The 19,417-nt window shown below is 70.1% G+C and carries 24 protein-coding genes and 1 tRNA gene; 11 read left to right on the top strand and 14 right to left on the bottom strand.

Annotated elements, in window-relative coordinates:
* Positions 1–6 precede the first annotated feature (6 nt).
* Genes araB through araA form a run of 3 tightly spaced genes read left to right on the top strand, consistent with a single transcriptional unit; the run spans position 7 to position 3,727 of the window.
* On the top strand, positions 7–1,626 hold the full coding sequence (araB, locus tag EDD27_RS30335; RefSeq protein WP_127941062.1) for a ribulokinase: 1,620 nt from the start codon (positions 7–9) through the stop codon (positions 1,624–1,626).
* Between the two features lie 2 nt (positions 1,627–1,628).
* Positions 1,629–2,276, top strand: coding sequence for an L-ribulose-5-phosphate 4-epimerase (locus EDD27_RS30330; RefSeq protein WP_127941061.1), 648 nt, complete (start codon positions 1,629–1,631; stop codon positions 2,274–2,276).
* Entirely contained in the window at positions 2,273–3,727 is a 1,455-nt protein-coding gene (gene araA, locus EDD27_RS30325; RefSeq protein ID WP_127935413.1) for an L-arabinose isomerase, read from the top strand. Before EDD27_RS30330 ends, araA begins: the two co-directional genes overlap by 4 nt.
* Here araA and EDD27_RS30320 read toward each other — a convergent pair.
* On the bottom strand, positions 3,724–4,071 hold the full coding sequence (locus EDD27_RS30320; RefSeq protein WP_127935412.1) for a PLD nuclease N-terminal domain-containing protein: 348 nt from the start codon (positions 4,069–4,071) through the stop codon (positions 3,724–3,726). The genes araA and EDD27_RS30320 overlap by 4 nt on opposite strands.
* Before the next feature lie 80 nt (positions 4,072–4,151).
* Here EDD27_RS30320 and EDD27_RS30315 point away from each other — a divergent pair, with 80 nt between their 5' ends.
* The 5 genes from EDD27_RS30315 (at position 4,152) to EDD27_RS30295 (ending at position 7,824) form a co-directional block, all read left to right on the top strand.
* Complete coding sequence (locus tag EDD27_RS30315) at positions 4,152–5,360, top strand: FAD-binding protein (RefSeq protein ID WP_127935411.1); 1,209 nt, start codon at positions 4,152–4,154, stop codon at positions 5,358–5,360.
* 89 nt (positions 5,361–5,449) lie between these two features.
* A complete protein-coding gene (locus EDD27_RS30310; protein ID WP_127935410.1) occupies positions 5,450–6,229 on the top strand; it encodes an LLM class flavin-dependent oxidoreductase in 780 nt (259 codons plus the stop codon).
* Positions 6,230–6,265: 36 nt separating this feature from the next.
* Entirely contained in the window at positions 6,266–6,658 is a 393-nt protein-coding gene (locus tag EDD27_RS30305; protein ID WP_241564335.1) for a DUF3224 domain-containing protein, read from the top strand.
* A 307-nt stretch (positions 6,659–6,965) separates the two neighbouring features.
* Positions 6,966–7,220, top strand: coding sequence for a hypothetical protein (locus EDD27_RS55855; protein WP_206641723.1), 255 nt, complete (start codon positions 6,966–6,968; stop codon positions 7,218–7,220).
* 58 nt (positions 7,221–7,278) lie between these two features.
* On the top strand, positions 7,279–7,824 hold the full coding sequence (locus tag EDD27_RS30295; RefSeq protein WP_127935408.1) for a DUF4262 domain-containing protein: 546 nt from the start codon (positions 7,279–7,281) through the stop codon (positions 7,822–7,824).
* A 288-nt stretch (positions 7,825–8,112) separates the two neighbouring features.
* Here EDD27_RS30295 and EDD27_RS30290 read toward each other — a convergent pair whose 3' ends face one another.
* From EDD27_RS30290 to EDD27_RS30260, 7 genes are all read right to left on the bottom strand, one after another.
* Entirely contained in the window at positions 8,113–8,553 is a 441-nt protein-coding gene (locus EDD27_RS30290; protein ID WP_127935407.1) for a type II toxin-antitoxin system VapC family toxin, read from the bottom strand.
* Between the two features lie 7 nt (positions 8,554–8,560).
* Entirely contained in the window at positions 8,561–8,800 is a 240-nt protein-coding gene (locus EDD27_RS30285) for a ribbon-helix-helix protein, CopG family (RefSeq protein ID WP_241564334.1), read from the bottom strand.
* A gap of 457 nt (positions 8,801–9,257) precedes the next feature.
* Positions 9,258–9,330 (bottom strand) — tRNA-Ala (locus tag EDD27_RS30280).
* A gap of 113 nt (positions 9,331–9,443) precedes the next feature.
* Positions 9,444–10,928, bottom strand: coding sequence for a vWA domain-containing protein (locus EDD27_RS30275; protein ID WP_127935406.1), 1,485 nt, complete (start codon positions 10,926–10,928; stop codon positions 9,444–9,446).
* A gap of 142 nt (positions 10,929–11,070) precedes the next feature.
* Complete coding sequence (locus EDD27_RS30270) at positions 11,071–11,616, bottom strand: TIGR03086 family metal-binding protein (protein WP_127935405.1); 546 nt, start codon at positions 11,614–11,616, stop codon at positions 11,071–11,073.
* Positions 11,613–12,125, bottom strand: a complete 513-nt coding sequence (locus EDD27_RS30265; RefSeq protein ID WP_127935404.1) for an isoprenylcysteine carboxyl methyltransferase family protein — start codon at positions 12,123–12,125, stop codon at positions 11,613–11,615. The genes EDD27_RS30270 and EDD27_RS30265 overlap by 4 nt, the downstream gene beginning before the upstream one ends.
* Positions 12,122–13,126: a type III polyketide synthase gene (locus tag EDD27_RS30260; RefSeq protein ID WP_241564333.1), complete on the bottom strand. Its 1,005-nt coding sequence runs from the start codon at positions 13,124–13,126 to the stop codon at positions 12,122–12,124. The genes EDD27_RS30265 and EDD27_RS30260 overlap by 4 nt, the downstream gene beginning before the upstream one ends.
* 57 nt (positions 13,127–13,183) lie before the next feature.
* Here EDD27_RS30260 and EDD27_RS30255 point away from each other — a divergent pair, with 57 nt between their 5' ends.
* The gene (locus EDD27_RS30255; RefSeq protein ID WP_127935402.1) at positions 13,184–14,170 is read left to right on the top strand and encodes a helix-turn-helix domain-containing protein; all 987 of its coding nucleotides are present in this window, start codon (positions 13,184–13,186) and stop codon (positions 14,168–14,170) included.
* Here the strand turns inward: EDD27_RS30255 and EDD27_RS30250 are convergent.
* Complete coding sequence (locus tag EDD27_RS30250; protein ID WP_127935401.1) at positions 14,142–15,227, bottom strand: methyltransferase; 1,086 nt, start codon at positions 15,225–15,227, stop codon at positions 14,142–14,144. The genes EDD27_RS30255 and EDD27_RS30250 overlap by 29 nt on opposite strands.
* A 95-nt stretch (positions 15,228–15,322) precedes the next feature.
* Here EDD27_RS30250 and EDD27_RS30245 point away from each other — a divergent pair, with 95 nt between their 5' ends.
* Complete coding sequence (locus EDD27_RS30245) at positions 15,323–16,225, top strand: bifunctional helix-turn-helix transcriptional regulator/GNAT family N-acetyltransferase (RefSeq protein ID WP_127935400.1); 903 nt, start codon at positions 15,323–15,325, stop codon at positions 16,223–16,225.
* Here EDD27_RS30245 and EDD27_RS30240 read toward each other — a convergent pair.
* The 4 genes from EDD27_RS30240 to EDD27_RS30225 all read right to left on the bottom strand — a co-directional run bounded on the left by EDD27_RS30240 (position 16,164) and on the right by EDD27_RS30225 (position 18,413).
* Entirely contained in the window at positions 16,164–17,081 is a 918-nt protein-coding gene (locus EDD27_RS30240; RefSeq protein WP_127935399.1) for a pyridoxamine 5'-phosphate oxidase family protein, read from the bottom strand. The two genes, EDD27_RS30245 and EDD27_RS30240, sit on opposite strands and share 62 nt — an antisense overlap.
* Positions 17,082–17,525, bottom strand: a complete 444-nt coding sequence (locus tag EDD27_RS30235) for a VOC family protein (protein ID WP_127935398.1) — start codon at positions 17,523–17,525, stop codon at positions 17,082–17,084.
* Between the two features lie 90 nt (positions 17,526–17,615).
* A complete protein-coding gene (locus EDD27_RS30230) occupies positions 17,616–18,185 on the bottom strand; it encodes a CGNR zinc finger domain-containing protein (RefSeq protein WP_127935397.1) in 570 nt (189 codons plus the stop codon).
* Between the two features lie 9 nt (positions 18,186–18,194).
* Positions 18,195–18,413: a hypothetical protein gene (locus EDD27_RS30225; RefSeq protein WP_127935396.1), complete on the bottom strand. Its 219-nt coding sequence runs from the start codon at positions 18,411–18,413 to the stop codon at positions 18,195–18,197.
* Positions 18,414–18,419: 6 nt separating this feature from the next.
* Between EDD27_RS30225 and EDD27_RS54640 the strand changes: the two genes are divergently transcribed.
* Positions 18,420–18,560, top strand: coding sequence for a hypothetical protein (locus tag EDD27_RS54640; RefSeq protein ID WP_164903849.1), 141 nt, complete (start codon positions 18,420–18,422; stop codon positions 18,558–18,560).
* Position 18,561: 1 nt separating this feature from the next.
* Here the strand turns inward: EDD27_RS54640 and EDD27_RS30220 are convergent, their stop codons facing one another.
* The gene (locus EDD27_RS30220) at positions 18,562–19,389 is read right to left on the bottom strand and encodes an SAM-dependent methyltransferase (RefSeq protein WP_127935395.1); all 828 of its coding nucleotides are present in this window, start codon (positions 19,387–19,389) and stop codon (positions 18,562–18,564) included.
* Between the last annotated feature and the right edge of the window lie 28 nt (positions 19,390–19,417).

The raw sequence follows: 19,417 nt of genomic DNA, 5'->3' as shown, positions 1-19,417 counted from the left end.
AATTACGTGGTCGGAGTCGACTTCGGCACGCTGTCCGGGCGTGCCGTCGTCGTCCGCGTGAGTGACGGCGCCGAGCTGGGCAGCGCCGTCCACGAGTACACCCACCGCGTCATCGAGCAGACCCTCCCAGGCTCCGACGTGAAGCTGGGCCCTGACTGGGCGCTGCAGTCGCCGCAGGACTGGATCGACGTGCTCAAGATCGCCGTGCCCGCGGCCATCGCCGCCGCCGGCGTCGAGCCCGAGCAGGTCATCGGCATCGGCACCGACTTCACCGCCTGCACCGTGCTCCCGACCACGGCCGACGGCACGCCCTTGTGCTTCGAGACGCCTGAGCTGCCGCACGCCTGGCCGAAGTTGTGGAAGCACCACGCCGCGCAGCCGCACGCCGACCGGATCAACGAGCTGGCCGCGCGCCGCGGCGAGAGCTGGCTGCCGCGCTACGGCGGCAAGATCTCCTCCGAGTGGGAGTTCGCCAAGGGCCTGCAGCTGCTGGAGGAGGCTCCGGACGTCTACGCCAGGACCGAGCGCTGGATCGAGGCGGCCGACTGGATCATCTGGCAGCTCACCGGCGTCGAGAGCCGCAACATCTGCACGGTCGGCTACAAGGGCATCTTCCAGGACGGCGCGTACCCGTCGGAGGAGTTCCTCGCCGAGCTCAACCCCGGCTTCGCCGGCTTCGTCGGCAAGCTCGCCACCGGCAGTGTCGGTGACGACGTCAACGGCGTCACGGTGGCCCCGCTCGGCGGCCTCGCCGGCCGTCTGACCGGCCAGGCGGCCACGTGGACGGGCCTGCCCGAGGGCATCGCCGTGGCCGTCGGCAACGTGGACGCCCACGTCACCAACGCCGCCGCCGACGCCGTGCGCCCCGGCCAGATGGTGGCCATCATGGGCACCTCGACCTGCCACGTCATGCCCAGCGACCAGCACGCCGAGGTGCCCGGCATGTGCGGCGTCGTCCGCGACGGCATCGTGCCGGGCCTGTGGGGGTACGAGGCCGGTCAGTCGGCGGTCGGCGACATCTTCGCCTGGTTCGTGGACAACTTCGGGCACGACGGGCACGAACAGCTCACGGCGCTGGCCGAGAAGCAGGCGGTGGGCCAGCACGGGCTGGTGGCGCTGGACTGGTTCGGCGGCAACCGCTCGGTGCTCGTGGACCACAACCTCTCCGGTGTGATCATCGGTCAGACCTTGGCCACCAAGCCGGAGGACGTCTACCGCGCGCTCATCGAGTCCACCGCGTACGGCGCCCGCATGATCGTGGAGACCTTCGAGAAGTCGGGCGTGCCGGTCGAGGAGTTCATCGTCGCCGGCGGCCTGCTCAAGAACCCCTTCCTCATGCAGGTCTATGCCGACGTGCTGCGCCGCCCGCTGTCGGTCATCGGCTCCGACCAGGGGCCCGCGCTCGGCTCCGCCATCCACGCTGCCGTCGCCGCCGGCGCCTACCCGGGCATCGAGGAGGCCGCCGCGGCCATGGGCAAGCGCACCGAGGCCGCGTACGTGCCCGACGAGGCCCGTGCGGACGCCTACGACCGGCTGTACGCCGAGTACCGCAGGCTCCACGACTTCTTCGCAGACGGACAGATGCTGCACACGCTGCGCGCGATCAGGAACGAGGCCCACGCGTGAACATGAGAAAGATCGTCGCGGACCTGCATGCCGAGCTGGTCCGGTACAACTTGGTCGTCTGGACTGCTGGAAACGTTTCCGGCAGGATCCCGGGCGAGGACCTGTTCGTCATCAAGCCGTCCGGGGTCTCCTATGACGAGCTGACCCCGGAGAACATGGTGGTGTGCGACCTCGACGGCAACCTGGTGGAGGGCGAGCACGCGCCGTCCAGCGACACGGCCGCGCACGCCTACGTCTACCGGAACATGCCGGACGTCGGCGGCGTCGTGCACACCCACTCGACGTACGCCTCCGCCTGGGCCGCCCTCGGCGAGCCCATCCCCTGCGTGCTGACCGCGATGGCCGACGAGTTCGGCGGTGAGATCCCGATCGGCCCGTTCGCGCTGATCGGCGACGACTCCATCGGCCAGGGCATCGTCGAGACGCTCAAGGGCCACCGCTCGAAGGCCGTGCTCATGCAGAACCACGGTGTGTTCAGCATCGGCAAGGACCCGAAGGCCGCGGTGAAGGCGGCCGTGATGTGCGAGGACGTGGCGCGTACCGTGCACGTGGCCCGCCAGCTCGGCACCCCGCTGCCCATCGCGCAGGACGACATCGACCGCCTCTACGACCGCTATCAGAACGTCTACGGACAGAGGAGCCCGCGTTGAAGATCTGGTTTCTGACCGGCAGCCAGGGACTGTACGGCGAGGACACGCTGCGCCAGGTGGCCGAGCAGTCGCAGCATATCGCCGAGCAACTGCCCGTCCCCGTCGAGTGGAAGCCCGTGCTCACCGACGCCGCCGCGATCCGGCGGATCATGCTCGAAGCCAACGCGGACGACTCGTGCGCCGGCGTGATCGCGTGGATGCACACGTTCTCCCCGGCCAAGATGTGGATCGCCGGCCTCGACGCGCTGCGTAAGCCGCTGCTGCACCTGCACACCCAGGCCAATGTCGAGCTCCCGTGGAGCACCATCGACATGGACTTCATGAACCTGAACCAGGCCGCCCACGGCGACCGCGAGTTCGGCCACATCCAGACCCGCGTAGGGGTGCCGCGCAAGACCGTGGCCGGGCACGTCAGCGACCCGGCGGTGGGCGAGCGCATCATGACCTGGGTACGCGCCGCGAAGGGCCTGGCCGAGGTCCGCACACTCAAGCTCGTACGCTTCGGCGACAACATGCGCGACGTGGCCGTCACCGAGGGCGACAAGGTGGAGGCCCAGCTGCGCTTCGGCGTCTCGGTCAACACCTACGGCGTCAACGACCTGGTCGAGGCGGTGGACGCGGTCTCCGACGCCGACGTGACGTCTCTGGTCAAGGAGTACGCCGAGCAGTACACCGTCGCTCCCGAGCTGCTCGGCGAGCGCAACGAGTCGCTGCGGTACGCGGCCCGGATCGAGCTGGGCCTGCGCGGCTTCCTCGAGGCCGGCGGCTACAAGGCGTTCACCACGAACTTCGAGGACCTCGGCGGCCTGCGCCAGCTCCCCGGCCTGGCCGTGCAGCGGCTCATGGCCGACGGATATGGCTTCGGCGGCGAGGGCGACTGGAAGACCTCGGTCCTGCTGCGCACCCTCAAGGCCATGACCCCCGGTGGCACGTCCTTCATGGAGGACTACACCTACGACCTCACGCCCGGCCAGGAGCTCATCCTCGGCGCGCACATGCTGGAGGTCTGCCCGTCCATCGCGGCCGGCACGCCGTCGTGCGAGATCCACCCGCTGGGGATCGGCGGCAGGGAAGACCCGGTCCGCCTGGTGTTCGACGCCGAGCCCGGCCCCGGCATCGTCGTGGGCCTGGCCGACATGGGTGACAGGTTCCGCCTGGTGGCCAACGAGATCGACATCGTGGCGCCGCCTCAGCCGCTGCCCAAGCTGCCGGTGGCCCGCGCGGTGTGGAGCCCCCGCCCCAACCTGCGGACGTCGACGGAGTCGTGGCTCACCGCCGGCGCCCCGCACCACACGGTGCTCTCCACGGCCGTCGGCCGCGAGGAGCTGACCGACCTCGCCGACATGCTCGGCGTTGAGCTGCTGGTCATCGACGCCGACACCACGACCGAGCGGTTCACCAAGGAGCTGCGCTGGAACCAGGCGTACTACCGCCTGGCCCAGGGCCTCTAGTCCTCTTCGGCGGGTTTCTTCGGGGCGTTCTTGCGCTGCTCCTCGGCACGTTCGCGGCAGCGGCGCAGGAACTCCTCGTCGTCGTCCGGGTTGGTCGCGGCGAACCGGCCCGGGCGGTCGTACTCGGGGAACGCGCTGGGCCGCGTCGGCGTCTCGGCCCGCTGCGGCCTGCCCGCCACGAGCCAGATGATCGAGCCGACCAGCGGGAACAACAACACGATCACGACCCACGCGATCTTGGGCAGATTGCGGCAGAGCGCGTCCGGCGTGGTGATCACGTCGAAGAGGCAGTACAGCCAGAGCACGAGCGTGACCAGGCCGAGGGCCTGGGACAGATAGAGCACGGCACACCTCCGTCAGCGGCTCATGAAACTAGCGGCACCCGGCCGGGCTGACAAGGTGCTCGCTGTGGGAAGGTAAGGCCGTGACGCTGACCAACTGGGCGGGAAACACCGCATTTCGGGCACGAGACGTTCACCACCCGACCTCACTCGACGAGCTCCAGCGGCTCGTCGCGGCCAGTCCCCAGGTGCGGGCGCTGGGGAGCGGCCACTCCTTCAACGACGTCGCCGACACCACCGGCGACCTGGTGATCCTCGACCGGATGCCGGACGCGGTGGAGATCGACAGTGCGGCGGCCCAGGTACGGGTGCCGGCGCGCACGACGTACGCGCGGCTCGCGCCGATCGTGCACGAGGCCGGCTTCGCCCTGGCGAACATGGCCTCGCTGCCGCACATCTCCGTGGCCGGCTCGGTCGCGACCGGCACGCACGGCTCCGGCGACACGGTCCAAGGTCTGGCCGCCGCCGTGGCGTCACTCGACCTCGTCACCGCCGACGGCTCGCTGCTGACCCTGTCGCGCGGCGACGCCGACTTTCCCGGCGCGGTGGTGGCGCTGGGCGCGCTCGGCGTCGTGACGTCGCTGACGCTCGACCTCATCCCCGCCTTCGAGGTGCGCCAATACGTCCGCGAGGGCCTGACCGTGGACGCGCTCGCCGACTTCGACGAGATCATGTCGAGCGGCTACAGCGTCAGCCTCTTCACCGACTGGCGTGACACGCGCGTCTGGCTGAAGCGCACCGAGGAGCTGACCAGCCCCGGCTGGTACGGCACCCGCCCCGCGGACGCCCCACGCCACCCCCTGCCGACCATGCCTGCCGACAGCTGCACCCTTCAGCTCGGCGTGCCGGGACCGTGGCACGAGCGGCTGCCGCACTTCCGCCCCGACTTCGAGCCGAGCGGCGCGGGCGACGAGCTGCAGTCGGAGCTGATCGTGCCGAGGGAGCACGCGGTCAAGGCGCTGCGTGAGCTCTACACGATCGGCGACCGGATCCGGCCGGTGCTGCAGATCTCCGAGGTCCGCACGATCGCCGCAGACGACCTGTGGCTCAGCCCCTTCCGCGGGCGCGACAGCGTGGGCATCCACTTCACCTGGGTCAAGGACCCGGCAGGTGTGCGGCCGGTGCTGGAGCTGGTGGAGGAGACGCTGGCGCCGTTCGATCCCCGGCCGCACTGGGGCAAGCTGTTCACCCGGTGGCCCTCCTGCCCTGACCGGTTCCGCTCGCTGGCGCGGCGGCTGGACCCGGCGGGCAAGTTCGCCAACGACTTCACGCGGATACTTCTGGGGGAGTAGCCGGCGCTCCGGGGCTGCGCCGCCGGATGTAGCCGGTCACCGGCCCCCGGGACGATGTCATCGGGGCGGCGGTCGGCGATCGTGGGGGCATGACCGATCACCTGTTCAGGTTCGGCGCGGTCGCCGGACACGCCCCCGACGCCGGCGCGTGGACCCGCCTGGCCCGCCGGGCAGAGGACCTCGGCTACACCACGCTGCTGGTGCCTGACACGCTCGGCACCCTCTCGCCCTTCGCCGCCTGCGCCGCGGCCGCCGCGGTCACGACGACGCTGCGCGTCGGCACGTACGTGCTGAGCGTCGCCAACCGCACCCCGCGTGCCGTGGCGTGGGAGACCACCACCCTGCAGACGCTCACCGGCGGCCGGTTCGAGCTGGGCCTGGGCGCCGGCCGGCCGGACGCCGAACGGGACGCCACAGAGCTCGGCGTCAGGTTCGGCACGCCGAGCGAGCGGCTCGAGCGGCTCGCGCAGACCATCGACGCCGTCAAGGACGTGCCGATCCTGGTCGCGGCGTCCGGCACCCGGCTGCTCAGGCTGGCCGCCGCCAAGGCCGACACGGTCGCGCTGGGCGTGCCGCCGCATGCCACGGAGGCGCAGGTGGCGGCGAAGCTGGACGAGCTGTACGAGCTGGCCGGCGACCGCTTCCACGATCTCGAGCTCGGTATGAACCTGGCCGCTGCCGGCGCCGAGCCGCCCGCCTGGCTCGGCTCTCTCGATGCCACCGCCACTGGCGTGCTCCGGGGCACACCCGACGAGATGGCGGACATCCTGCGGTGGCGCAGGGACCGGCTCGGCGTCTCGTACGTCTCGGTGAACGCCCAATGCCTGGACGCCTTCGCGCCGGTGGTGGAACGTCTCGCCGGTACCTGACGGGATCTGGCAGGTACGCCCGGCACGATGAACGCCATGACCGCCAAAGGAACCTTTGACACCGCCGACTGGAACGCCAAGCCGCCTTACGAGGATCGCGACGGCGTCACGCTCGGACTCGTGACCATGTCCAAGACCTTCCACGGGGACCTGACCGGCACCAGCGTCGTCACCTTGCTGGTGGCGAGCACCCCCGTGGAGGATTCACGTTCGTACGTGGCCCTCGAACGTATCGAGGGCACGCTGCACGGCCTATCCGGCAGCTTCGTCGTCCAGCACAACGCGGTGAGCGACAAGGGCGAGCAGTCGCTGCGCATCTCCGTGGTGCCGGACTCGGCGACGGGGGAGTTGCGCGGCCTGCGGGGCGACATGGGCATCGTCATCGGCCCGGACGGCGGCCACTCCTACACCTTCGACTACCGGCTCTGATCCATTGACTTCCTCGACGGGCTGCACCGGCTGGACCTCGTGCCGCAGGTGGGGATGCTCGTTGTTCTCCTATTTCCGCGACTGCTCGCCACCGTCGGCGCGGCCATCGACTCGCCGATCCATGGGCCGCTCCGTGGCGACCTCGGCCCGAACGCCGCCAGGCGGTGGTCGACGCTTTCACGGCGGCGCGGGGTCACGCGGTGCTGCTCGCGCAGATCCAGACCGGCGGGGTGGGGCTCAACCTGCAGGCGGCCTCGATCGTGATCATCTGTGAGCCGCAGGTCAAGCCGACGGTGGAGACCAGGCGGTGGCCCGTGCCCACCGCATCGGCCAGGTGCGCCGGGTCCAGGTGCATCGGCTGCTCACGCCCGGCAGCGTGGACGAACGGCTGCTGCGGATCCTCCATGCGAAGGCGGAGCTGTTCGACGCCTACGCCAGGCGCAGCCACCTCGCCGAGTCCACGCCCGACGCGATCGACGTCTCGGACGAGGCCCTGGCCGAGCGGATCGTCAAGGACGAGCGGGAGCGTCTCGCCGTCGTCGCGAAGCCCACGCAAACGTGAACAAGCCGCCCAGCCACCACCAGGTGGGTTTAAATGATCACCTTGCCGCTCCACCGCCATGCCGTTCATTACTGTCGTCTTGCTATCCGGCACAATCATGCAGGTGACACAGCAGCACTGCAGGTGCATCATCTGCGAGCCCGTCAACGATCCCCTGAACCGGTTCCAGGAAGCCATGATGGGATACATCGGCGAACACGGTTGGGGCGTCAGCGACATCGCCGATGACGACATCGGGCCGGGCTGGGCCTACACCGTCGGGCTCTGGCACACCTTCGGCCTGCCGGAGGTCGCCATCTTCGGATTGGACACCGACCTGCGGCAGTCTTGTCTCAACTTCTTGGCCGACGACATCCAGGCCGGATATCCGATCGCTACGGAGCAGGAACGGTCCGAAATCCTTGAAGGCGTACGAGTCCTGCTCAAGAGCATGCACCCCAGCTGGTACGAGCCCTTGTTCGGAGAGTACGGATCGCTGTTCAGCTTCTACCAGCGCACGCCGCGATTCCCGATCCTCCAACTCGTCTGGCCGGACACGGAAGGGCTCTTCGCCTGGCAGTCAGGCAGTGATCCGTTGCTGGCGCAGCTGCAGCCATCACTCTGATCCCCAGAGACCAGCATGCGCCTGAGACGTGGACACAGTAGTAAGTTCTCCGGAAGCAGCGGCCCTCCACCACAGCCACCCCCGCAGGCCTGAACGCCCACCGCGGGGCTCACGCCCCTGAAACGACAACTTCAGCCCACCGTCTCGAGAACGGCCATGGATGGACTTTCGTTGTGGCCTTTCGAACCCCACCGAACTCCATGAGCAGCTTGCTGCCCTGAGGAACGCCCTCGCGGACGCATGATCTCCATCTCGGCCGTAGCAGCTTGAGTTCGCCGGACATCCCAGCTACCGATCGAAGGGGAGAATCCGGAAGGCCGGGGAGCCGGTCAAGGGCTTGATGGCGCGGAAGTCCCGCTGGTCGAGGGTGAGGATGGCATCGGTGCGGTAGTCGGCTGCGAGCACCGCATTCACGCAGTCGGCCAGGTCGAGCTGAAGCTGGCCGTACCGGGACCGGATGGCCAGGGCGGCCTCCAGCTTGTCGGCGTCCAGCTCGGGCATTTGGAAGCGCATACGACGCACCTGGGCGACGATGAACCCGACCAGGACGTCGCGCTCCTTCAGGCCGAACCGCTGGGAGGCAACATGGTCCACCTCGGCCAGCACCAGAGGGGACACGACGACCGTACTGGCCTCGGACAGGACGTGACGGCAGGCCTCCCGCTCGGAGGAATCCAGCTTGCGATCCACTGAAGCGATCAACCCGGACGTGTCGGCAACGACGATCACCTCCCGTTCACCTCGTGGCCCCGCCGACGACGGCCTGGTGAACGGCCTCGGAGGTGAGGGGGCTACCGTCGCTGTCGAACTCGGGGAAGTCGAGCGGCTCGTCCCAGACTCTGGTGGACATGGCGGCCAGCTTGATGCCGCGCCGGATCAGCTCAGCCTCGGAAACGCCAAGCTTCTGGGCGTTCTCCTTGATTTGGGCCAGGTCCTCGGGGTCGGCGTAGACGTTGGTGCGCTGCATCTTTGACATGTACCAAGTCTAGTACACGTGATTCAGGGACAGGCGCGGTCCGACGCCTACCCGACAAGGCTCGGTGGGCCCGAAGATCGTGGTGCTGCCTCACCGCCGTTTTAGACGAGAAAGTGCCTTCGATCATCTGCTTCACCGCAGGTCAGAGGCGCTTTTTCCTGGTATACCTTCGTTGTGCCTATTCGACTCCCGCCGAGCTCTGTCAGCGTCTGGTGGCCCAGCAAGGCGGCTCGACACCCTGGACGCCAGCGCCACCGAATGGCAGCAGATCCTCACCCTGGCCGCCAACTCGCCACCCGCATCGGCGACGCCTACCGGATCGGCGCCACACGCACCCGAACCCAACTCAACAAAGCGATCTTCACCCAGATAAAGATCAAGGGCGGTCGGATCAGCGATGTCGCCTACCGACCGCCCTTCGGCGATCTCTTCCGCATGTTCGAATACGGACCTCAGGTGGAGCTATGGGGATTCGAACCCCAGACCTCCTCCATGCCATGGAGGCGCGCTACCAACTGCGCTATAGCCCCTTGCCACGTACGAGTTTATCGGACTCCACGACTCCTAAAGCACGCTCTGGACCATCTCCTGGGGAGAAGGGCCCGCGGCCCAGCCGGACGAGCGGCCGGGCCGGGGCGGCCGTCTAACCGACCGAGCCGGCCTTCTCGATGAGGGTGGCCAGCTCCGACACCATCGGGTCCTCGGAGGTCGCGGCCAGCCGCGCAGCGTGCTCGCCGAGCTGGGCCAGGTCCATGCCGAACGCCTTCTTGTCCCGCAGATAGACGGCGAACGCCGCCACGACCACGTCCACCTGGAGGCGGACCGGCGTCGCCTTGGCCCACACGTCCTCGGCCAGGTCCCCGTCCTGGAGCGACTTGCCGGCCTCGGAGGCGGCGCGGGTGTCGGGGTCCTGCCAGCGCACGGTGGCCTGGGCGAGTTGCCCGGAAGCGCCGGGCTTGAGGCGGACCGAGTAGAGGGCCGTGACCGAGTGGCCGGGGCCGATCTCGCCGCCGTCCTTGCTGTCGTCACGAAACTCCTCGGTGGCCAGGGCGCGGTTCTCGTACCCGATGAGCCGGTAGCTCTCGACGACCGACGGATTGAACACCACCTGCGCCTTGGCGTCGCGGGCCCGCAGTTCGATGGTGGCGGGCAGCTGGGTGGTGAAGATCTTGTCGGCCTCTTCCTGGCTGCTGACGTAGACGGCCATGCCGTCGCCGTTGTCGGCCAGCTGCTCCATCAGCTCGTCGCCGTACTCTCGGCCGACGCCGACCGTGAGCAGCGCGACCTGCTTGCCCGCGTGCTCCTTGACCCGGTCGAGGATCTCCTGCCACTCGGTGCTGCCCTGGTTGGCCAGGCCGTCGGAGAGCAGGATGACCCGGTTCGTGGCGGCGGGGCGGAACGCCTTGGACGCCTCCTCGTAGCCGGTGACCAGGCCGGCCTCCAGGTTCGTGCCGCCGTCGGTGACCAGGCGGTCCACCGCGCTCTTCAGCTCGTCCCTGGCGGTCAGCGGCGTCATCGACGCCAGCACCTCGGCCTCGTCGTCGAACGCCACGATCGACACCTGGTCGCCGGGCGCGAGCTGGTCGAGCAGCGTGCGCAGCGCCGACTTGACCAGGTCGAGGCGTCCGGGCTCGGCCATCGAGCCGGACACGTCGACCACGAACGTGAGGTTGGCGGGCCGCCGTGCCGCCGCGTCGGACGCGCGTGTCTGCAGGCCCACGCGCAGGACGGCCTCGTCGCTGCCGGGCAGCTTCGCGCCGTCCACGTGCACGGCGAAGCCGTCGTCCGCCGGCTGCGCGTAGTCCTGCCTGAACGCGTTGACCCACTCCTCAGGGCGGATCTCGCCGGGCGCGGGCCAGCGGCCCGCCTGCAGGGTACGGCGGGCGTAGCCGTACGAGGCGGTGTCCACGTCGAGCGCGAACGTGGAGATCTGGGCAGTGGTGGTGTCCTGCTCCTCGTTCTCCTGGATGGGCGAGCTCGAGGGAGCCGGCCGGTACGGTGACGCGGCCGGCTTCCTGTCGCCGGCGGGAGCGTTCTGGCTGCTCGTCACGTTTCCCGAGCCGCCGCAGGCGGCGACGGCGAGGAGCGCGGCGAGCCCGACCCCGACCGCTAAAGGGCGAATTCTCATCTGAACCACCTCCGCCCCGTACGACGGAACTGGATCTCCAGCAGGCGGGCCGGTGACTCAAGCGAGCACAAACCGCGATCGATACGTGATCAGTTGTGACGGATGGTGAAGCTGAGGCGACACCCGCGGGCCCTGGATCACCTCAGGGTTTCCAAGCCGGATCCCGCCCGATGACTCCCAGAAACCTCTCCAGCGTGGACGCGTCGTCCGGCACCGCGACCTCGTCCCCGAACGCGCCCTTCTGCCGGCCCATCGGCGCCATGTCCTTGGCGAAGGCCAGCAGCCTGGCCGCCGTCTCCTCCGCCACCTCGTAGTCCCGGCCGGTGGCTCTGGCGAGGTCCCAGCCATGGCCGACCAGGTCGGTCAGCGCCATGTGGGCGAGCACGGTCTTCGGCAGGCCCATGCCCTCGCTCACGCCCTCCCACGACTCCGGCTTCTCCCAGGCGGCCAGCATGTGCTCGACCCGCTCGGCGAAGTCGCCGGTGTAGTCCTTCGGCGGCAGGAACCCGCCGCCGCCCGCGAGCGACTCGAACAGCGACGCGACCCACTCCAGGTGGTTGATCAGCTCTTTGACGTCGTAGTCGGCGCAGGGCGTGGGCAGTCCGAACTGCTCCTCCGGGACGCTCTGCACCAGCTCGATCGTCCGGTCTGCGGCGCCGCGCAGCATCGGCAGCAACTCTTCTCTCATGGGTTACAGGATGCCAGCGCGGCATCCTCCACTGTGATGCGAATCGCGAGCAACACGGCGTTGACCGCGGTGAAGACCAGCGCGGTGAGCCAGGCCGTGTGCACGAGCGGCAGCGCCAGGCCCTCCGCGACGACGGCCACGTAGTTGGGGTGCCGCATCCACCGGTACGGCCCTCCGGTGACCAGCGGCAGGCCCGGCACCACGACGACGCGCGTGTTCCACTGCCGGCCCAGCGTGGTGATGCACCACCAGCGCAGCGCCTGGGCCAGGAGCACGATCGCGAGCATGGGCCAGCCGAGCGCCGGGAGGAAGGGGCGGCCGAGCAGCCACACCTCGGCGGGCGCCGCCCCCAGGAGCGCGACGTGGGCGGTGACGATCCAGGGGTAGTGCCGCCTGCCGTACTCGACGCCGCCCTTCAACCTGGCCCAGGCCAGGTTGCGGCGGGCCACGGCCAGCTCCGCCAGGCGTTCGAGCACGACCAGCCCGATCAGGATCAGGTACGCGCTCACCAGTGCAGCAGCAGCAACTCGGCGGAGAAGCCCGGTCCCAGGGCGAGGAGCACGGCGGGCGCGTCCGGCCGCCCGCGGGTCTCCTGCAGCACGTGGAGCACCGAGACCGACGACAGGTTGCCGTGCTCACGCAGCGAGCGCCAGGTGATGTCGAGGGCCCTGGGCGGCAGGCCCAGCGTGTCCACGATCTTCTCGATGACCTTGGGCCCGCCGGGATGGCAGATCCAGGTGGCCACCTGGTCCGGGGTCAGGCCGTAGTCGGTGAGAAAGGCCCGGATGTCGGCGGCCAGCTCCTGCTCCACGAAGGCGGTCAGCTCCGGGTCCAGCACGATGCGGAAGCCGTGCTCGCCCACCTCCCATCCCATGAGATGTTCGGTGCCGGGATAGAGGCGGCTGCGGGTGGCCACGACCTCGGGCCCCGGCCCGCGCCCCGTCGCCACGACGGCCGCCGCGCCGTCCCCGAACAGGCCGCTGGCCACGAGGTTCGCGATCGAGGTGTCGTCCCGCTGGATCGTCAGCGAGCACAACTCCACGCAGACCAGCGCCGCCGCGTGTCCCGGCCAGCCGCGCAGGTAGTCGTGCAGGCGCGCCAGCCCGGACGCGCCTGCCGCGCAGCCGAGGCCGAACACGGGCATGCGCTTGACGTCGGGCCGCAGCCCCACACGCTGGGCCAGGCGGGCGTCGAGCGAGGGCGTGGCCAGGCCGGTGGTGGAGCAGAACAGCAGGTGGTCCACCTTCTCGGGACGCACGCCGGCCTTGTCGAGAGCGCCGCGCAGCGCCTGCTCGGACAGGTCGAGGGCGATCTCGACGTACATGTCGTTGGCGCGGGCGAAGGAGTCGAGTTTGGTGTAGTCCGCGAGTGGGAGAGCCAGATTGCGGCCAGTCACGCCCGTCGCGGTATGGAACCGCCGCAGGAGATCCTCGTCGCAGTCGGTCAGCCGGGAGAAGGCCTCGGTGATCTCCGCCTGGTCGTAGCGGTGATCGGGCAAAACCGTCTGCACTCCCGAAATATGCATATATAACTCATGCCGCGGAGAGGGCCCGGCTAACATGCGGGCATGCCGCTGCCCGCTCCTTACCTGCCTCACCGGGTGGCCGTGCTGGCCTTCGACGGGATGGCGCCGTTCGAGCTCGGCTGCGTCGTGGAGCTGTTCGGACTGCCCCGGCCCGAGCTGGACGTGCCCTGGTACGACCTCACGGTGTGCGCCGAGACGCTGGAGCCGCTCAGGGTCGTGGGCGGGTTCACCATGCGGGCCGAGCACGGGCTGGACGTGCTGGCGAGCGCCGACACCGTGATCGTGCCCGGGGCTGACGTGCACGCGCCTGTGTCCGGAGAGCTGGTCGCGGCATTGCGGCTGGCGCACTCGCGTGGCGCCCGCATGGTGTCCATCTGCTCGGGAGCGTTCGCGCTGGCCGCCGCCGGGCTGCTGGACGGGCGCACGGTGACCACGCACTGGAGATACGCCGGCCTGCTCCAGGAACGTTTTCCCGCCGTGCGGGTCAACCCGTCGGTCCTGTACGTGGACGAGGGCGACGTGCTGACCAGCGCCGGCAGCGCCGCGGGGCTCGACCTGCTGATCCACCTCGTCCGTACCGACCACGGCCCCGGCGTGGCCAACACCGTGGCCCGCCGCCTGGTCGTGCCGCCGCACCGGGAAGGCGGGCAGGCGCAGTTCATCGAGGCCGCGGTCACGGCGGTCGAGGACGACGACGCGGTGGCCAGGGCGATGTCGTGGGCGCTGGACAACCTGGCCCGGCCCCTTGCCGTGGCGGATCTGGCCAGGGTGGCGAACATGTCGCAACGCTCGTTCATCCGGCATTTCAGGCGGCAGACCGGCACCAGCCCCTTGCGATGGGTGATCTCGCAGCGGGTGGCCGCCAGCCTGACGATGCTGGAGTCCACGGCGGCGCCGGTGGAGGAGATCGGGGCGGCGGTGGGCTTCGAGAGTCCGGTGACGTTCCGGCACCATTTCACCAAGGCCATGCGCACATCGCCGTCGGCGTACCGGAAGGCGTTCAGCGGATCAGCCGCCACAGGGACGTGACCTCGGCGGCGCGCGCCGCGTGCAGCGGATCCGCCGCGTCCTTCGCCCGGTTGTGCCGCGGGGCGACATCCCGGCGCCCGGCCACCCGCAGCCCCGCCCGCGTGAACGCGCCCAGCAACTGCTCCCGGGTGCGCAGTCCCAGGTGCTCGGCCAGATCGGACAGGATCAGCCAGCCCTCGCCCCCAGGCTCGAGATGCTCGGCCAGCCCGCTCAGGAACCCCTCGAGCATCCGCCCGTCCGGGTCGTAAACGGCCTGGTCGAGGGGCGAGATGGGGATGGCGGGCAGCCACGGCGGATTGCACACGACGAGCGGTGCCCGCCCCGGCGGGAACAGATCGGCCCGCACGACCTCCACGCGGCCTTCCAGGCCCAGCCGCGTGACGTTGTCCTCGGCGCACTCCACCGCCCGCCGGTCGAGGTCGGTGGCCACGACATGCCGGATGCCGCGCCTGGCAAGGACCGCCGCCAGCACGCCCGTGCCCGTGCCGACGTCGAACGCCAGCCGGTCGCCCGGCAGCGGCTCCTCTGCGACCAGGTCGACGTATTCGCCCCTGACGGGGGAGAAGACGCCGTGGTGCGGGTGGACGCGTGCGCCGAGCGCGGGGACGTACACCCCCTTCTTGCGCCACTCGTGGGCGCCGATCAGGCCGAGCAACTCGCGGAGCGGCCCCACACCAGGCGCCGCCGTCGGTCCGTAGACCTCGGCACAGGCCTCCTTGACGTCCGGCGCCCTGCGCAGCGGCACCACGTGGTCGGCGTCATAGGGAATGAGCAGCATGCCGAGCGTGCGGGCACGCTGGGACTGGGCCTGGCGGTGACGGTGGAACCCCGCTCCCGGGGCGGCGGCCTCGCAGCGCCGGCCCATGGCGCTGAGCAGCTGACGGGCGTTGTGGAAGTCGCCCCGCCATAGCAGCGCGGTGCCCTCGCAGGCCAGACGGTATGCGGTGGCGGCCTTCGTGCGGTCGTCGGCGATCACGACACGCTGGGGCGGTGGCACCCCGAGCGCCGAACGCCAGACCGCCGACCGTTCCCGCCCTGACTCCGTCCATCGAATCATCAGGACTCGACCGTTTCACGGACCGTGCTCGGAGGCGAGCCATTTACCTCAACGACCCCCTTCCCGACCAAAGATTCTCTGACTAAAGTCAGACAATGAACATCACAGCGATCGCGCTGGTGCGCCGGTTCCAGCGGACCGTGACGCAACGGATCGGAGCGCTCGACGACAGGTTCCTCGCCAGGGATCGCCCGCTCGGACAGGCTCGGGTGCTCTGGGAGATCGGCGCCGCAGGCAGCGAGGTGCGCGCCCTGCGTGCGCGGCTGGAGCTCGACTCGGGATACCTGAGCCGGCTGCTGCGTTCGCTGGAGGCCGACGGGCTGGTCGTCGTCGACGACGGTGGCGGCTCCGACGGGCGGGTGCGCACGGCCCGGCTCACCCCTGCGGGCCTCGCCGAGCGGGAGGAGCTGGACCGCAGGTCCGACGAGGCGGCCACGTCGATCCTGGCGCCGCTCTCCGACCGGCAGCGCGAGCGCCTCATGGCCGCGATGTCGGAGGTCGAACGCCTGCTCCTCGCCTCGACGGTCGCCGTCGACGTGCTCGACCCGCGCCACCCGCACGCCCGCCACTGCTTCCAGGCGTACGTCGACGAGCTGGCCCGCCGGTTCGACGGCGGCTTCGACCCGGCCCGCAGCATCTCCGCCGACGACCACGAACTCCGCCCGCCGGCCGGGATGCTGCTGGTGGCCACGCTCCGCGCCGAGCCGGTCGGATGCGTGGCACTCAAGCTGCACCCCGGCAGCGGGTACGTCCAGCTCAAGCGCATGTGGGTGGACCCCTCCACGCGCGGCCTCGGGCTGGGCCGCCGGCTGCTCGCCGAGGCCGAGGGCCGGGCGGCCGCGAACGGCCTGCGTACGGTGCGGCTGGAGACCAACCGGGCGCTCACCGAGGCCATCGCCCTGTACCGGGCGTCGGGCTATCGCGAGGTGGAGCCCTTCAACGACGAGCCGTACGCTCACCACTGGTTCGAGAAGCGTCTCCAGGAACCGGCGGGTTGAAACGGTGGTAGCCCGGGGCCGTCCAGCCCGGCGCAACGGTCCCGGCGACGTGGACATACTCGTCCAGCTCGAACCGCACCAGCCGCTGCGCGCCCGGCACGTCGCCCGGATCCCAGTCCACCCGGGCCCGCCCGGTCAGGTGCAGCGTCTCCCCGCGTTCCCAGTCCACGAACAGCAACCCGGCGGCCGGATTCAGCTCCAGGTTGCCGAGCGTCATGTACATCGAGTTGCCGACGTAGTCCGGGAACACCAGTGATGCCGGCCCCGTGACCTGGACGAACCCCGGATTGCCGCCGCGGTGCGACACGTCCGCGCCGAGCTCTTCGACGCCGGTGGCGATGAAGAACGTGTCCGCCGTGCCGATCCACTCCTGGTGATGGGCCGGGAGTGCGGTGCCGCCACCGAGTCTCGCCGGGGTGCCGGCGGGCTTGGAGGTGGGCTCGCGGGTCTGGATGTACTTGGGGCAGTTCGAGTAGACCTGCTCCGTCCACACCACCAGCGCATCTTTCGCCTGTACGGCAGTGCCGTTCACGCGCATCCTGCGCCGCGTGTGCGGTTCGATGGCCAGCAGCCCGATGGCGCGTTCCCCGGCGAACAGCCCATCCAGCGGCGGACCGGGCAGGGCGTGCACCACGATCGTGCGGTCGTCCTCGGGCGAGGCGAAGCCGGGCGGGCCGGTCAGCACACCGGCCCAGAAGCGGCCCCGGTCGTCGGCGGCGCCCGCGACGAGCAGGTGCTGCTCGCGCAGGAAGGCGGCCGCCACGTCCGGAATCTCGGGACGGGTGCGCGAGCTGCCGCGGTCTTCTCCGCGCACCCCGGCCCGCCGCTGCACGGCGATCTCGCCTGGGTGTCGCATTTAGAAGAACCCGCAGGTCGGCGCGCCGGACGTGGGAGCGGGCCGGTCGCCGGCGGCATCCGGAGCGTAGATCTCCAGGCGGATGCCGTCAGGGTCCTCGAAGAACACGCCGCCCGACGAGGCGCCCTCGCCGTGCGGCACGACGCCGTCGTGGTGCAGGGTCGCCCCGATCTCCCTGATGACCGCCTCGGCCTCGCGTACCGCGGCGAGGTCGGCGACCTGGAACGACAGGTGGTGCAGCCCCGGCAGGGCGGCGGCGAAGCGTCCCTCGCTCTGCTGCCAGAGGGTCAGCACCAGCGTGCCGTCCTGTGCCAGGAACGCGTAGCGGCGATCGTCCTGCCGCGACTCGCCCGCCACCGTGAAGCCGAAGATTCGCCGGTAGAACTCCTTGGACTTGTCGAGGTCGGTGACGTTGAGCCCGATGTGCCCTGTCTGGAACGACATTCCGCACTCCTTCAGATCTAACGGACGTATGGCCGGTTAGCCGTTAGGAATAATATAACGGCAAATCGGGTCGGCAAACGTTAGATGGAGTCATTTCTTGTGTTCCCGGTAGTGCCTGGCCGCTCTCGCGCGGTTGCCGCAGGCCGTCGAGCACCACTCCTGACGTGGATGTTCCTTGATGAAATAGAGCACGCAGCGCGGCGCCTGACAGGTGCGCACCTGCGTGCGATCCGGCCCCGCCAGGAACTCCACGGCGGCCGTGGCGAGCGCACCACGCAGCTGTACGGACGGCTCGGCCTCCACAGCGGGAACGGTGACGAGGGCCGGCTGCCCGTTCCAGGACAGTTGCGGGGCCCGGGGCGCGGCCAGGGCGGTGGCGTTGACCAGGGCCAGCGACTCCGCGAACGCGGGCAGGCCGGCCGCGTCCGCCCGGCTCGGCGGTTCGGGGGCCACGGCTCTGGCGAACAGCGAGCGTACGGCCTGGCGTAGCCGCACGGTCTCCTCGCGCGCCTCCTCCGTCGCGGTGAAGCCGGGATCGACGTCCAGTTCGGCCGCATGCTCGCGTACCCACGCCGTCATGGCGTCCACGTCGGCCAGGAGGTCGATCAATCCGGAACGATCGGCCCTGATCGTGCTGACGAAATCGAGAGTCAGGGACATGCCCTCAATCTAACGCGTGCGGGCACCCTGACCCGTGAGGGTCCACGGAAGCAGCACGCTCGCCGCACTTCTAGAGAGTGGTTCGGCCAGCGGCAGGAGCTCCGACAACATCGGCTCGACACCCTCGGCCCGCTCGTCCTCGCCCTGGGCGGCCGGCAGCGGGCCGACCCGCTCCGTCAGCCGGGCGTCCACCCGGTCGAGCGAGGGGCATGTTGTCTCGGCGCGCACGGCCTCGTGCCGGCGGTCGCGACCGGCATGCACCCGGAGGCCACGTCCATGCCGCTGTCGATCGGGGTCGGACTGGTGGGCGAGGCGCTGGTCGTCCTGCTCAGGTCGAGAGCGGCAGGTGTCCCGCTCGCGTCCGACAAAAGATGATTTATCCGCGTACGCGGCCTACGCCGGCCAGGATGCCGGACCTGACGAGGTCGTACGAGCCGTCAGGGGAGGCGTCCTGAGCCCAGTCGGCGACCGGCACGACGCCGGGTCCGAGCAGGTCGAGGCCGTCGAAGTAGGCGGCGATCTCGTCGTAGCCGCGCCGCGCCAGGCCGCCCGGTGCGGTGCTCGAATAGACCTGCTGGCCGGCCGCGGCGACGTCGTCCGTGGCGTTGCCCGCGTACAGGTGCGACAGCACCAGATAGCCGCCCGGCCCCAGGCGCTCGCGGATGCGCGCCACGATCCGGCGGGCCTCGGCATCGTCCGTGATGAAGTGGAGCACGGCGACCAGCAGGACCGCGTACGGCTGGGACAGGTCGACGTGCCCGGCCACGAGCGGGTGGTCCAGGATCGCGTCCGGGTCGCGCAGGTCGCCCTCCAGGGCGAGGACGTCCGGATCCCTGGCCAGCAGCGCACGGGCGTGGACCAGGACGATCGGATCGTTGTCCACGTAGACGACACGTGAGCCGGGGCCGTGCTGCCGCGCCACCTGGTGCACGTTGTCCTGGGTGGGCAGCCCCGCGCCGATGTCGATGAACTGGCGCACGCCCGCCTCGGCGAGCATGCGCACGGCCCGGCCGAGGAAGCCGCGGTTGGCCAGGGCGATCTCACGGGCGTCGTTGCCCATCTGCCGGCCGATCTCGATCATCTTCTCGGCCGCCTCGCGGTCGGCGGCGAAGTTGTCGCGGCCCCCGAGGTAGTAGTCGTACATGCGGGCGACGCTCGGCACGTTCGGGTTGATCCCGGCAGGTACGCGGTCCGCCTCGGTCATGTGACGACCCCTTCTTGTCGATCTTACT

The organism is Nonomuraea polychroma, from assembly GCF_004011505.1.
Classification (GTDB): domain Bacteria; phylum Actinomycetota; class Actinomycetes; order Streptosporangiales; family Streptosporangiaceae; genus Nonomuraea; species Nonomuraea polychroma.
This window is presented reverse-complemented; position numbering and strand designations above follow the sequence as displayed.

Bases quoted from the DNA above. Each gene is read 5' to 3' on its own strand.
- EDD27_RS30275 (WP_127935406.1), bottom strand. From the start codon at position 10,928: ATGAGAATTCGCCCTTTAGCGGTCGGGGTCGGGCTCGCCGCGCTCCTC.
- EDD27_RS30330 (WP_127941061.1), top strand. From the start codon at position 1,629: ATGAGAAAGATCGTCGCGGACCTGCATGCCGAGCTGGTCCGGTACAAC.
- EDD27_RS30250 (WP_127935401.1), bottom strand. From the start codon at position 15,227: ATGATTCGATGGACGGAGTCAGGGCGGGAACGGTCGGCGGTCTGGCGT.
- EDD27_RS30305 (WP_241564335.1), top strand. From the start codon at position 6,266: ATGACCGCCAAAGGAACCTTTGACACCGCCGACTGGAACGCCAAGCCG.
- EDD27_RS30310 (WP_127935410.1), top strand. From the start codon at position 5,450: ATGACCGATCACCTGTTCAGGTTCGGCGCGGTCGCCGGACACGCCCCC.
- EDD27_RS30235 (WP_127935398.1), bottom strand. From the start codon at position 17,525: ATGTCGTTCCAGACAGGGCACATCGGGCTCAACGTCACCGACCTCGAC.
- EDD27_RS30220 (WP_127935395.1), bottom strand. From the start codon at position 19,389: ATGACCGAGGCGGACCGCGTACCTGCCGGGATCAACCCGAACGTGCCG.
- EDD27_RS30230 (WP_127935397.1), bottom strand. From the start codon at position 18,185: ATGTCCCTGACTCTCGATTTCGTCAGCACGATCAGGGCCGATCGTTCC.
- EDD27_RS30295 (WP_127935408.1), top strand. From the start codon at position 7,279: ATGCCGTTCATTACTGTCGTCTTGCTATCCGGCACAATCATGCAGGTG.
- EDD27_RS30240 (WP_127935399.1), bottom strand. From the start codon at position 17,081: ATGCGACACCCAGGCGAGATCGCCGTGCAGCGGCGGGCCGGGGTGCGC.
- EDD27_RS30270 (WP_127935405.1), bottom strand. From the start codon at position 11,616: ATGAGAGAAGAGTTGCTGCCGATGCTGCGCGGCGCCGCAGACCGGACG.
- EDD27_RS30245 (WP_127935400.1), top strand. From the start codon at position 15,323: ATGAACATCACAGCGATCGCGCTGGTGCGCCGGTTCCAGCGGACCGTG.
- EDD27_RS30285 (WP_241564334.1), bottom strand. From the start codon at position 8,800: ATGTCAAAGATGCAGCGCACCAACGTCTACGCCGACCCCGAGGACCTG.
- EDD27_RS30255 (WP_127935402.1), top strand. From the start codon at position 13,184: ATGCCGCTGCCCGCTCCTTACCTGCCTCACCGGGTGGCCGTGCTGGCC.